Annotated in this window: 10 protein-coding genes; 5 read left to right on the top strand and 5 right to left on the bottom strand. The window is 72.6% G+C overall.

Features of this window, described 5'->3' with window-relative positions:
• Window positions 1-126: 126 nt before the first annotated feature.
• Entirely contained in the window at window positions 127-489 is a 363-nt protein-coding gene (locus AB0J66_RS43865; protein ID WP_364673672.1) for a hypothetical protein, read from the top strand.
• A gap of 3 nt (window positions 490-492) precedes the next feature.
• On the opposite strand, the gene AB0J66_RS43860 is transcribed toward AB0J66_RS43865, so the two are convergent.
• Window positions 493-2,028: a leucyl aminopeptidase gene (locus tag AB0J66_RS43860; protein WP_364673669.1), complete on the bottom strand. Its 1,536-nt coding sequence runs from the start codon at window positions 2,026-2,028 to the stop codon at window positions 493-495.
• 118 nt (window positions 2,029-2,146) lie between these two features.
• Here AB0J66_RS43860 and gcvT point away from each other — a divergent pair, with 118 nt between their 5' ends.
• Together gcvT and AB0J66_RS43850 are read left to right on the top strand one after the other, a co-directional pair.
• Complete coding sequence (gene gcvT / locus AB0J66_RS43855; RefSeq protein WP_364673666.1) at window positions 2,147-3,250, top strand: glycine cleavage system aminomethyltransferase GcvT; 1,104 nt, start codon at window positions 2,147-2,149, stop codon at window positions 3,248-3,250.
• Between the two features lie 48 nt (window positions 3,251-3,298).
• Entirely contained in the window at window positions 3,299-4,312 is a 1,014-nt protein-coding gene (locus AB0J66_RS43850) for a hypothetical protein (protein WP_364673664.1), read from the top strand.
• 26 nt (window positions 4,313-4,338) lie between these two features.
• Here the strand turns inward: AB0J66_RS43850 and AB0J66_RS43845 are convergent, their stop codons facing one another.
• Together AB0J66_RS43845 and cobU are read right to left on the bottom strand one after the other, a co-directional pair.
• Window positions 4,339-5,073, bottom strand: a complete 735-nt coding sequence (locus AB0J66_RS43845) for an adenosylcobinamide-GDP ribazoletransferase (RefSeq protein WP_364673661.1) — start codon at window positions 5,071-5,073, stop codon at window positions 4,339-4,341.
• A complete protein-coding gene (gene cobU, locus AB0J66_RS43840) occupies window positions 5,070-6,914 on the bottom strand; it encodes a bifunctional adenosylcobinamide kinase/adenosylcobinamide-phosphate guanylyltransferase (protein WP_364673657.1) in 1,845 nt (614 codons plus the stop codon). Before cobU ends, AB0J66_RS43845 begins: the two co-directional genes overlap by 4 nt.
• An 81-nt stretch (window positions 6,915-6,995) precedes the next feature.
• Here cobU and AB0J66_RS43835 point away from each other — a divergent pair, with 81 nt between their 5' ends.
• Window positions 6,996-7,193, top strand: coding sequence for a hypothetical protein (locus AB0J66_RS43835; RefSeq protein WP_364673654.1), 198 nt, complete (start codon window positions 6,996-6,998; stop codon window positions 7,191-7,193).
• A gap of 1 nt (window position 7,194) precedes the next feature.
• Window positions 7,195-8,022 carry a site-2 protease family protein gene (locus AB0J66_RS43830; RefSeq protein ID WP_364673651.1) on the top strand — a complete coding sequence of 276 codons (828 nt, stop codon included), beginning with the start codon at window positions 7,195-7,197 and terminating at the stop codon, window positions 8,020-8,022.
• On the opposite strand, the gene AB0J66_RS43825 is transcribed toward AB0J66_RS43830, so the two are convergent.
• Entirely contained in the window at window positions 8,019-9,017 is a 999-nt protein-coding gene (locus tag AB0J66_RS43825; RefSeq protein ID WP_364673649.1) for an aldo/keto reductase family protein, read from the bottom strand. The two genes, AB0J66_RS43830 and AB0J66_RS43825, sit on opposite strands and share 4 nt — an antisense overlap.
• A gap of 20 nt (window positions 9,018-9,037) precedes the next feature.
• Window positions 9,038-12,565 carry a hypothetical protein gene (locus AB0J66_RS43820; RefSeq protein WP_364673646.1) on the bottom strand — a complete coding sequence of 1,176 codons (3,528 nt, stop codon included), beginning with the start codon at window positions 12,563-12,565 and terminating at the stop codon, window positions 9,038-9,040.
• Between the last annotated feature and the right edge of the window lie 529 nt (window positions 12,566-13,094).

Below are 13,094 nucleotides of genomic sequence, written 5' to 3'. Positions count from 1 at the left end.
AATGGAAACGGTCACAGTATGTCCAGGCCATCTTGTCACTTGTGGAACCGGTCGATGCAGCCAGGTTCCCCACAGTCATGCCCGCGCGACGTACTCTTGCGGCACACAAGAGCGTGAGGAGCGGGTGTGGCCTGGTTTCGGCGGAGCCGGGAACGGCGTCGGGCGGCCGGCCGGCCGGTCGACCGTGCCGATCTTGAGTATCTCGCGGAGTTCGTCCGTAGTCGCCGCGGGGTCGAGGCGTTCATCGAGCCGCGCACCACGGTGACCGAGACCACCGTATTGCTTGTGGCACACGACGGCGAGTGGACCCGCCGACGGATCGAGTCGCCGGAGATCGCCCGGCGCTGGGCGCACCAGCTGAGCCTACCGATCTACGACATCCGGCTGATGGGTTATCCACAGCGCATGCGCGATTACATCTCGCGGCAGAAACGCCTCGGACGCGACCCCGGGGGCTCCGGAGCGTACCGCCCCGAAACCCCCGCTTGAGGGTCAGCTCAGCGCGTCGATCGCGGCCAGGAAGGTCCGGACCGGCACGCCGGTGCCGCCCTTCGACCAGTAACCCGTGGGCTCGCCGGTGTGGTAGCTGGGCCCGGCGATGTCGATGTGCGCCCACTCGACGCCGTCGGCCACGAACTCGCGCAGGAAGACGCCGCCCTGCAGCATGTGCCCGGCCCGGTCGAGGTTCGCGTTGGTCTGGCAGATGTCGGCGATGTCGGACTCCATGCCCTTGCGGACCTCCTCCGGCAGCGGCATCGGCCAGGCCGGCTCGCCGACCAGGTCGCCCGCCTTCTTGACGAGATCGACCGCGCCCTCCGAGCCCATCAGGCCGGCGATCCGCTTGCCCAGCGAGATCACCTGCCCGCCGGTCAGGGTGGACGCCTCGAGCACGTAGTCGGTGCCGTCGGCGCAGGCCCGGGCGATCGCGTCGGCCAGCACCAGGCGACCCTCGGCGTCGGTGTTGAAGATCTCGACCCGCTTGCCGTTGAACATCGTCAGCACGTCGCCCGGCCGGTAGGCCGAACCGGACGGCATGTTCTCGGCCATGGCCAGGTAGCCGCTGACCGCGACCGGCGGCTTGAGCGCGGCGACGGCCAGCATGGTGGCGCCGACCGCGGCCGCGCCGGCCATGTCGGACTTCATCTCCCACATGCCGGCGGCCGGCTTGATGCTGATGCCACCGGTGTCGAACGTGATGCCCTTGCCGACCAGGGCCACCCGCTTCGGGTCGGTGACGCCCTCGGGCACGTAGGTCAGCTTGACCAGGCGCGGCTTGGCCTCGGAACCCTGGCCCACGGCCACGATCCCGCCGTACCCACCGGCCTTGAGCTCGTCGAAGTCGAGCACCTCGACCTGCAGGCCGGTCCCCTCGGCCGCGGCCACGACGGCGTCGGCGAACTCCGGCGGGCGCAGCGAGTTGGGCGGGGTGTTGACCCAGTCGCGGGTCAGGCGGACGGCCTTGGCCACCGTCTCGGCCCGGGTGATCTCGGCCCGCGCGGCCGCGTCGGTGGCGTCCGGCACGTGCACCTGCAGCGCGCCGACCGGCTCGCGGCGGTTCGGCTGCGGCTTGGTCTTGTAGCCGGCGAACTTGTACGACCCGAGCAGCGCGCCCTCGAGGATCGCGCGCAGCACAGCGGGCGCGTCCTCGTCGTCGGGCAGTGGCAGCGCGAGAGCGACCGTGGCGCTACCGGCCAGCGCCCGCACCGCGGCCCCGGTGCCCCGGCGCAGCGTCTCCTTCTCGGGCGCGGAGCCGGTCGGCTCGTCGCCCAGGCCGACGGCGATGACCAGCGGGGCGCTGACCGTGCCGAGCGTGGCGAGCTTGGTCACCTCGCCGGGGGCGCCGCTCGCCCCCAGCAGCGCCAGCGTCGAGGTCAGCTTGCCGTCGAAGGCGGCGGCGATGCTCTCGGCGCCGGCGGCCGGAAGCAGGGCGCCGCCCTCGTCGGGCTGGCTGTGCAGGCCGATGACGATGGCGTCGACGGCCAATTCGGCCGGGTCGGTGTCGACCAGGCTGAGGCTGGGCTGGCTCACTCGGGCTCTCCGCGGGACGTATAAGGGCCGGGCACCTCATGGGTGCGCGCCGGCTGTTTCGATGTGGGGTGTCCCCGCGACTCTAACCACATGCAAGGTCACGGGTAAGTTCACTCTCATGTCTGCCGAGGTCACCGACGCCCTTTTCCGGTCTCCGCTGCACGAGCGCCACGTCGCGCTGGGTGCCAAGTTCGCCGCCTTCGGCGGCTGGGAGATGCCCCTGGAGTACGCGGGCGGTGGCGTGATCAAGGAGCACACGGCGGTCCGCGAGGCGGTCGGCGTCTTCGACGTCTCCCATCTGGGCAAGGCGCGCGTACGCGGGGAGGGCGCGGCCGATTTCGTGAACGCGTGCCTGACCAACGACCTGGGACGGATCAAGCCCGGCCAGGCCCAGTACACGCTCTGCTGCGACGACAACGGCGGCGTCGTGGACGACCTGATCGCGTACCTCATCTCGGACGACGAGGTCTTCCTCATCCCCAACGCGGCCAACACGGCTTCGGTCGTACGCCGTCTCGCGGCCGCGGCGCCCACCGGGATCACGGTCTCCGACGAGCACCAGGCGTACGCGGTCCTGGCCGTTCAGGGCCCGGAGTCGGTGTCCGTGCTGACCAAGCTCGGGTTGCCGACCGGGCACGGGTACATGTCCTTCACGACCACCTCCCTGAACGGCGCCGAGCTGATCGTGTGCCGCACCGGCTACACCGGCGAGCACGGCTACGAACTGGTGGTGCCCTGGGACGACGCGGCGGCCGTGTGGGACGCGCTGATCGCGGCCGGCGTGCGGCCGTGCGGGCTCGGGGCGCGCGACACCCTGCGTACGGAGATGGGCTATCCGCTGCACGGGCAGGAGCTCACGCTCGAGATCAGCCCGGTCCAGGCCCGGTCGGGGTGGGCGGTCGGCTGGACCAAGCCGGCGTTCTGGGGGCGCGACGCCCTGACGGCGGAGAAGGCGGCCGGGGCGCGCCGGACCCTGCGCGGGCTCGAGCTGACCGGGCGCGGCATCCCGCGCGGGCACATGGAGGTCTTCGCGGGCGAGCAGCGGATCGGCGAGACGACCAGCGGGACGTTCTCGCCGACGAAGAAGGTGGGAATCGCCCTGGCCCTGATCGACACCGCGGCCGGGGTGGCCGACGGCGACCTGGTCCAGATCGACATCCGCGGCAAGCGCATCGAGGCCCGCGTGGTCAAGCCGCCGTTCGTGCAGCCGTCGGTGCGCTGACGACAGGTTCGGCCGCGATCGGCGCCGCTCATCGCGGATGATCACAGGGTGAGAGAGAGCGGCCGGCCCGACCCGGACCTGCTGCAACAGTGGGTGCTGGACGAGCGGATGCCGCTGGCGGAGGTCGGCGGGCGGCTCGGCCGGAGCCGGTCGGCCGGCTATGACTGGCTGCGCCGCTATGCCATCACGGCCGGCGGTCGCCGGCTGGCCCAGGACGAGCTGGTCCGCTGGTGGCGCTCCGGCGTCCCGGTCGGGCGCATCGCGGCGGCCACCGGCGTGCCCGAGCCCGCGCTGGTCGAGCGTCTGACCAGCGCGGCGCTGATCCGGCCGGCGCGGCAGTACCTGCCGGTGGGCTCGGCCGCCGACCCTCTGCCGGAGCATCTACTCCGGGAATGGCATGTCCGCCAGGGTCTTACCGCGCCCCGGATCGCCGCGCTGACCGGGACGACGGCCCGCCAGGTGCGGTACCGGCTCGCCCGCTACCGGCTGTCCCGCGGCCATCCGGGGCTGCCGGCCCGGCTGCCGGAAATCCTGACGGCCGACCTGCTGCGGGTGCTTTACGTCGAGCGGGGGCTGACGTGCCCGCAGATCGCCGCCGACCATGGGGCCAGCGCCGAGTCGGTCCGGCGCCTGCTGGACCGGTACGGCATCGAGCGCCGCCCGGGCGGCTTCCGAGCCCACGATGCCGCCGTGCCGGGCGGTTTTGGAGCTCACGATGCTGCCGTGCCGGGCGGCTTCCGAGCCCACGATGCCGCCGTGCCGGGCGGTTTTGGAGCTCACGATGCTGCCGTGCCGGGCGGTTTTGAATTCCACGATGCTGCCGTGCCGGGCGGTTTTGGAGCCCATCACGACATCGGGCGGCCGGTCGTCCATCGGTTTCAAGGGACGCTCGATCGGGCTCGGGCGGCCGTCGTGGCCGCCTCGGCCGCGGTGGCCGCCGCGCGGGCGGCCGAGGAGCGGGCCTGGCGGATCATCCGTGCGACGGGCGCACGGCACCGGAATCCTCCCTCATTTGCCCAAGATCATGTCGGCGGCCTGTGGACAGAGCCTCAATGTGGATAACTCCGAGTTGATCGCCGCGATGCGATTCAATGCACGGACAGAGCCACCAGGGCCACGGTCGTTGACAACTCCACAGAGGCGCCCAAGACGTCGCCGGTGATCCCGCCGAACCGGCGCACGCAGTGGCGGACCAGCAGCAGGCCCGCCGAGAGGGAGAGCACGACAGCGAGAGGCCCCGGCCAATGCGGGCCGGGGATCGCCGCCACCCCGGCGACCGCGGCGGCGCCGGCGGCCACCACAGGAAGCGGAACAGTCCCGGCCACCAGGGCGCCCAGGCCTTCGGGACGCGCCGCCGGGACGCCCCGGCGGCAGGCGAGCGGGATCGCGAGGCGGCCCGCCGCCCAGGCGAGGATGACCGACACCGGGCTCAGACCGTCCACCGACGCCACCTGGATCAGCAGCGTCAGCGCAATGGCCGCCACCCCGAACGGCCCGATGTCGGATTTTTTCATGATTTCCAGGGCCGCATCGCCTCGACGATAGGAGCCGAGGGCGTCGATGGTGTCGGCCAGGCCGTCCAGATGCATGCCGCGAGTGAGCAGGGCACCGGCGGCGACAGTGATCGCGGCGGCGACCAGAGAGGGAGCGTGAGCCTCCCGGAGCAACCACAGCAGGGCGGCCAGCATGAGGCCGAGCAGCGCCCCCACGAGGGGCGCCACGGCCATCGCCACGGCGGCGGTCGCGCGATCCACGCGGCCGCCGCGGACGGGCAGGACGGTCAGCGTCGTGACGCTCAGGCGCAGGCCGTCGAGCAGGGTCACTCGGTGGTGGAGGCGGGGCCGGGGCCGTCGGGCTCTGGCTCGGCGAAGTCGACGTCCTCGTCGTTGGGCACGATCAGGTCGGTGGCGCCGCCGTCGCCCAGCTCGGCCAGCATGTCGGGGTGCACGGCGACGGTCCCGGCCAGACCGATCGCCGTACGGAGCAGGGGCAGGGTGACCAGCGCGTTGGCGCCCTCGCCGAGCCCGAGACCGAGGTCGAGCACGGGATTGAGGCCGAGGAAGTCGCCGCCCTCCTTGACCAGCTGGAGGCCGCCGGAGTCGGCCAGCAGGCACCAGTGCTTGGCCTGGCTGCCGAGATCGCGGGCGACCAGGCTGGCCGCGATGCCGAGCGGGCCGTCGATCATGACCGGGAGCTTGCGGGCGGCGGCGCCCAGCAGCGCCCCCACGGCCACCGACATGTCGGCGCCGCCGAGCTCCCGCAGAAGGTCCTTGGCGCCGCGGGGCTCACGGCGGATGCGGTGCAGGGCGTCGCGCACGGCGGCGGCCCGGCGCATCCAGGACTCGTCGTCGTAGACGCCGCCGGGCAGCAGGACCCGGGGCAGGATGGCCACCGCCTCGGCGCCGGTCGTGGCGGCGGTGACCGCGGTGGCCACGGCGTCGGTGCCGACGCCGATGGAGGCGAGCACGAGCAGGTCCTTGCCGGCGTCGGCGGCGGCGTCGGCCAGCTGCCAGCCGGTCTGCAGGTGGTGCTCCACCTCGTCGGCCGAGAGGACCGGGGCGTCCTCCATGGCGGTCGACTCGGCCGTACGCAGAATGGCGATGTCGGCCCCCGCCGCGCCGGCCAGGCGGCTGAGCACGCCCTCGCCGTTCTCGACCTGGGCCACCCGGCGCTCGACGTCGACCAGGTCGTCACCGGCGCCGGCGCCGCCCGAGTGCCGGGCCGAGAGCAGCAGGACACGCAGCGACGACCATGGCTGCGGGGTGACGGTGGCCTGGGTGGCGGCGGCGAACTCGACGGCGCCGACCAGGGCGCCCAGGCCGGAGCCGGGGAAGTCGACGGTGGCGAGCCGGTCGCGGGCCTCGGGGCCGGTCTCCGTGTCGGGCAGGGGGAGATCCATGCCGGGCTCGAAGACGGGCCGGGCACCGATGGCGGGCAGGCTCATCGTGGGCTCGTCGAGCACCCGGGCCAGGGGCGTGGCCGCGGCCGGTGACTCGACGACCGGCGGAGCGACGACCGGCGGGGCGGGAACCGGCGGGGCGGGAACCGGCGGGGCGGCGACCGGGAGCGGCGACGTGACCGGCTCCTCGACGGCCGGGGTCGCCTCCTCACCGCGTACCGCCAGGTCTTTGAGCCAGACGGCCTGGCCGGCGACGACCAGGGCGACCCCGTCGCACGCCTGCGCCAGGGCCTGGTTGGTCGTGCCGAGAGCGTCGGCGAACGCGCGGCCCACCGGGGTCGTCGGCACCAGGGTCAGACCCACCTCGGGGCTGACCAGCACGACCCGGGCCTCGCAGTCACGGACCGCGGCGGCCAGGGCGGCGACGTCGGCCTGATCGTCGTTCGGCTGGCGGGCCGGGTCGAGCAGCGCCGCCACCCAGCCGCCCAGATCGTCGACGAGCAGCGTGTCGTCCGGCTTGGCCTCGGTCAGCAGCTCGGTCAGCCGGGCCGGGTCGGCCCCGGTCTCCTCGGTCGACCAGGCCTGCGGGCGGCGCCGCTGATGCGCCTCGATCCGCTCCAGCCACTCCGGATCGTCCTCGCCGCCAACCGCGGTGGCGACATATCGGACCGCGGGGGCGTCCGCAACGAGCGATTCCGCGAACTCGGACTTGCCGGAGCGGATCCCGCCGAGCACCAGGACGGTGTGCCACCGATCATCGGACATGCCCCGTACCTTAAGCCGGGACCGCACACGCGGACGCCGTAGGGTGGAGACGCACCGACCGAAGACGTGAGGGGGCGGCGAATGCCGTGGAGTTGGCGGTACGAGAACGTCGACGGGCAACCGGTTGCCGGTCCGCAGGAGACGTTCAGCAGCCAGTCCGACGCCGAGTCGTGGATCGGCCAGGAGTGGCGCACTTTGGCCGAGGCCGGGGTGGCGAACGTCGTGCTGGTTGAGGACGACCGGGTGGACTACCGGATGAGCCTGCTGCCGGCGGAGTGACGTGACTTACGAACCGGTCTACACGCGGACACCGCGCAACGCTTTCATCCCGAGCCCGGTCTTCGTCGGCATCGTCGCGATCTTCGCGGTCAGCGGCTGGATGACCTGGACCGGCTTCGGCAACGTGCGGGTCGACGTCTTCCTGTTCATCGTCTCGGGCTGGCTGGTCTCACTCTGCCTGCACGAGTACGCGCACGCGCTGATCGGCTACTTCTCCGGCGATCACACCGTGGCCGAACGCGGCTACCTGCGGCTCAACCCGCTGAAGTACACGAGCCCGCTGCTGTCCATCGTGCTGCCGGTGGTCGTGGTGATCCTGGGCGGCATCGGCCTGCCCGGCGGCGCGGTCTGGGTCGACCACCGGTACATCCGCAGCAAGGTCAAGGACTCGCTGATCAGCTTCGCGGGCCCGTTCACCAACGTGGTCCTGGCCCTGATCGTGGCGATCCCGTTCCTGGCCGGCGTGGGCCCCCAGCTCGTGCCGTCCATCGGCGGGTACGAGCTCACCGGCTCGACCGATCACCTGGAGTTCTGGGCGGCGCTGGCCGCGCTCGCATTCCTGCAGATCACGGCCAGCGTGCTCAACTTCCTGCCCATCCCCGGTCTCGACGGCGGCGGGATCATCGCGCCCTGGATGAGCCCGGCCTACCAGCGGGCGTGGAACCTGTTCGGCCCGTACGGCTTCATCCTGCTCTTCCTGCTGCTGTGGCAGACGAAGGTCGGGCAGTACTTCTACGACGTCGTGTTCTGGATCGCCGACAAGATCGGGGTGTCCGAGGCCCTGGTCCGGCTGGGCCTCGAACTGATGCGTTTCTGGTCGGGTTCTTAAGGCCGGCGGGCCGGTGACTTGGTCTGGGCGGGGTCGCGTTCGACGACCTCGTCCAGGGCCGCGTCGATCGCCTTCATCAGATCGGCGTCGAGCTTCACGCCGGAGGCGGCGGCGTTGTCCCGCACCTGCTCCGGGCGCGACGCGCCGATGATGGCGGCCGAGACGTTGCTGTTCTGCAGCACCCAGGCCACCGCCAGCTGGGCCAGCGAGAGCCCGGCCTGCTCGGCCAGCGGCTGCAGCTTGGCCACCGCCGAGAGCACCTGGTCGTTCAGGAAACGCGCGATGAACCCGGCGCCGCTCTTCTCGTCGGTCGCCCGCGAACCGGCCGGCGGCTCCTGGCCGACCTTGTACTTGCCGGTCAGCACGCCCTGCGCGATCGGCGAGAAGACGACCTGGCCCAGGCCCAGCTCGATCGAGGTGGGCACCACCTCGGCCTCGATGACCCGCCACAGCGCGGAGTACTGCGGCTGGTTCGACACCAGCGGAATCTTCAGATCCTGCGCGAGCTCCCAGCCGGCCCGGATCTCCGAGGCGGTCCACTCCGAGACGCCGATGTAAAGCGCTTTGCCCGAGCGGACCACGTCGGCGAACGCCTGCATGGTCTCCTCGAGCGGGGTCGAGTAGTCGTAGCGGTGAGCCTGGTAGAGGTCGACGTAGTCGGTCTGCAGACGGCCCAGCGAGGCGTCGATCGACTCCAGGATGTGCTTGCGGGACAGGCTGCGGTCGTTCGGGCCCGGCCCGGTCGGCCAGAACACCTTGGTGAAGATCTCCAGGCCGGCGCGGCGCTCGCCCTTCAGCGCCCGGCCCAGCACCTCCTCGGCGCGCCCGCCCGCGTAGGCGTCGGCGGTGTCGAACGTGGTGATGCCGACGTCGAGCGCGGCCCGCACACACTCCCGGGCCGCGTCCTCCTCGACCTGGGACCCGTGGGTGATCCAGTTGCCGTAGGCGATCTCGCTGATGAGCAGGCCGGAACGGCCCAGATGACGAAACTCCATGCCCCGACACTATTGCCTTCTCAGACAACCGGCCGGGTGGCGGGCCCCCGTCGTTCGATCTCCTCGATCACATCGGCCCGGTCCTTGTACCGCAGCTCGATCATCGGCGCCCCGTCCCGGCCGAGCGCCCCCCACAGCCCGAACTTGTCGGCGACCACGAAAGCGGCCGGGTGGATGCGCACCTCGGCATGCTCCAGCGGCAGGACGACCTGCCCGGCCCGGTCGATGACACCCTGCCGGCCGTCGCTCTCGACCACGGCCAGCCCTTCGACGGTGAAGCCGTCGACCGTCTCGCCGCCGGCGAGCGTGGTGGCGAACCGGTCGTACTGCTCCGGCAACACCCCGCCTGCTGGTTGCGGCCGTTCGCCGCCGATCTCCTCGTCCGTACGCGGGTAAGGGCCCCAGCCCTCGGTGGTCAACCCGGTGATCGTGTCGAGGGCCAGCTCGATCCGCTCGATGAGATCCGGGTCCGTGCCCTTACGCACGTCCAGCGCCGTCTCGAAGTGGTTCACGGCCTCCAGATAGCGGCCCTGCTCGAACGCCGACCGCCCCGCCAGCTCATGAATCTCGGCCCGCAGCCGCGTCGGCAGCTCCGGCGACCCCGCCTCGGCGTAGAGCCGGTCGGCCTCCGCATACTCACCCCGCCAATGCCGCACGTGAGCGAGCCGCCCCTTCACGGTGGCCACCAAGACATGATCGTCCGTGGTTTCGGCGTGCGCCAGGGCCGCCTCGGCATCCTCCAGAGCCGGGTCAAGTTCGTCGAGCAGCCGCGACGCCACCGCCCGCAAACTCAGCAGCCGCGCCCGGACGGCCGCCCGCTCGGCATACTCCAGCTTGTCGGTCAGCCGGTCGATGACCACCCCCATGGGGTCGGTCTCCTCGATCCGCTCACGCAGCGTCGCCGGATCAAAGACCCAAGGGTACGCCTGGAGAACCTGCTCCGGATCCGCCCGCCTGTCCTGCGGCGCCACCCGCTCACCCCGCTGCCGAATCGGGGCGGCGGGGACACGCGGCACCGCGATCAAGGTGGAGGCCGCTTCCCCGGCGGGCTCGTCCTTGGCCGCCGGGGAAGCCGGCTCCGCCTCGGTCGGCGGCTCCTCGGCGCCGACTTCCAGCTCGGGCTCGGCGTCGGCTTCCGGCTCAGCCGTGGCCTTGGAGGCTTCGGGTTCGGAGGCTTCGGGTTCGGAGGCTTCGGGCTCTGAGGCTTCGGGTTCGGAGGCTCCGGCCTCGGGGGCTTCCGGCTCGCCAATCTCGGACTCGGCCGTGGGCTCGAGGGCTTCGAACTCGGGCTCGGGCTCGGCTGCGGCAGCCGGTTCGGCCACGGGCTCGGCCGCGGCAGCCGGTTCGGCCACGGGCTCGGCCGCGGCAGCCGGCTCGGGCACTGCCTCGGCCAGGGGTTCAGCCGCGGCCAGGGCCTCGGCAGCAGCTTCCGGCTCGCTGTCGACCCCGGCTTCCGGGGCCGGGGCGAGTTCCCGCAGCGAGTCGTCCACCAGCTCGGCGTCGACGATCTCGTCCCCGTCATCGTCCCGGACCTCGTCGGCCGCGGGCTCGGCGGCCGGTGCGGTCTCCAGAAGCTCTCCGTCGACCGCTTCCGCGTCGTCCGACTCGGCCACGCCGAACTCAGCCGAGGGCGCCTCGGCCACTTCGAGCAGCTCGTCGACCGGCGCGGCCCCGGAGAACTCCTCCTGGTCCCACACACCCGTCCCAAGCTCGATCTCGATGTGCGGCGCCTCGCCCTCCGGCGCGCCGTTACTTTCGGCCGCCTCGTGCTCGGGCCCGCTGTCGCTTTCGGCCGCCTCTTCCCGCAAGGCACCGGCGCCTTGGACCGCCTCTTCCTCTGCGGCTACCTGCTCCATCTCGCCGGTGGAGTCGTCCTCCTGCCGGGCGGGCTCCTCGACGTCGACCGGCGTCACCTCAAAGACGGACTCATCTTCGACCCGAGCCTCGTGCAGCTCCGCGACCTCTTCCGCGAAGGGCTCCTCGGGCCGCGCGGGCACACTGGCGTAGTCCTGCTCCGGCCAGCCGGACTCATCCACGAAGCTCGGCCCGGAGTGAACGACCTCATCGTCACGGGCGTCCGGCGCGGACTCGGATTCCTGCCCCTGCCCGGGTGCCGCGGACCCGGTCGGCGCCGGCTCTTCCACCTGAACCGGGCGCCCGGCGAACGGCAGGTCACTGCGCTCGGCATTCTCCGGTTCGGCCAGCACACGCCCGTCCGCAAGCTCGTCAACCGCAGGCTCTTCCCCTGGACCCTCAGCCACGGCCGGGTGGTCGCCGGGTTCTTCCGCCACCCGCGCCTCAGCCCCAGATTCCTCCACCGAGTATCCGGCGCCCGCGAGATCCCGAGCCGCCGCGACTTCATCAACCTCGTAGTCGTCGAGCAACGGATCCACCGCCGGCTCCCCGGCCGGGTGATCGAACTCGGCGAGCGGCACCGGTCCCTCTTCCGCCGGGCGCTCCGCCACGGACGGGTGCGCCTCGGCTCCATCGGCCAGGTGTTCGGCCACGGGCAACTGGGACTCCAGCTCGTCGCCCGGCTGCTGGGTCGTGGGCAGGCTCGCGTGCGGTTCGTCGGCCACCCGTTGGGTGGTGGACGGGTGCGCCTCGGGCTCGTCGTCCGGGTGCTGGAGCGTCGGCAGGTGCGCCTCGGGCTCGTCGTCCGGGTGCTGGAGCGTCGGCAGGTGCGCCTCGGGCTCGTCGGCCGGGTGCTGGAGCGTCGGCAGGTGCGCCTCGGGCTCGTCGGCCCGGTGCTCGGTCTCGGGCAGGTGCGCCGGGTGGTCGTCTGGTTCGTGGGCCGGCGTGGGCGGGTAGGCCTCGGGCTCCTCGACGAAGGCGGAGGCAGCAGCGGCGCGGTCGGCTTCCGGGTGTTCAGGCGAGGCTGCGTCGGACTCGTGGTGATCTGCCGGCGCGATCGTTTCCGCGGGGGCAGCGGTGGCCTCGGCCGGGACAGCCTCCGGGAGCGCGGGGGCGTCGTCGGTCGCGGTGGTGTCGTCGGCGGAGGGCTCGTCCTCGGCGGGCGGCACGAACCAGTTCTGCTTCTCCGGGCCGCCGCTGGTCGGGTGGAGGTCTTCCGGCTCGGGCTCGGGCTGGGGCTCGGGCGTAGGTACGGACACCGGCTGCTCGAGCATGGCCAGCAGTGGCTCCGGGGGCGGCAGCGGGGTGATCGCGCCGAGGCCGTTCTGGGACAGCAGCCAGCCGAGCCCGCGAGGTTCGTCGTCCGCCGGGGGCCGGGGAGCCGGGGGTGCTTCCGGCGCGGGCGGCTCGGCGGCCCGGTCGAGAGCCGAACCCGAGCCGGCGACGGGACCAGTGGGCAAGGGACGGTCGGCGGGCAGAGACGACACCGGGCTGACGGACGGGTCGTAGTGCCCAGCCTCCGGCGCAAGCTCCGCGCCGGAGCCCAGGTAGGGCGGCCCGGTCACCGGCTGCGGCCGACCGAACTCGCCGGCCTCCGGACCGTCCGCGACGTCCCGGTCCGGCTCGAACCGGCCACCCACCGGGAACGCGCCGGCCACCGGCCCGCCCGCGTCGTAGCCAGTCGGCGCGGACACCGGCTGCACAGGAGCAGACACCGGCTGCACAGCCGCCGAGACGGGCTGGACAGGTGCGGAGGCCGGGTGGACGGGCGCGGACACCGGCTGTGCGGCCGCCGAGGCGGGCTGGACGGGTGCGGAGGTGGGGCGGACGGGCGCCGAGACGGGCTCGATGGGTGCCGAGACGGGTTGGGCGGGTGCGGAGATGGGGTGTGCGGGTGCGGAGGTCGGGTGGAGCGATCCGGCCTGGGTGGGTTGGACCGGAATCGCGGACGGCTGGGCCACGCCCGGGGGCGGCCACGCCGTCGCGGCCGGGTCGGGCACCGGCGCGGAGACCGGTCGTGCGGTGCCGGAGACCGGTTGGGTAGGCCCGGCGAACGGCTGAGCGGGTCTCGAGGTGGGCTGGGCCGGTCCCGAGGTGGGCTGGACGGGTCCAGTGAACGGGTGAGCGGGTCCCGAGGTGGGCTGGACGGGTCCAGTGAACGGGTGAGCGGGTCCCGAGGTGGGCTGGACGGGTCCAGTGAACGGGTGAGCGGGTCCCGAGGTG

Origin of the sequence: Actinoplanes sp. NPDC049598 (assembly GCF_040675435.1) — a bacterium.
Classification (GTDB): domain Bacteria; phylum Actinomycetota; class Actinomycetes; order Mycobacteriales; family Micromonosporaceae; genus Actinoplanes.
This window is presented reverse-complemented; position numbering and strand designations above follow the sequence as displayed.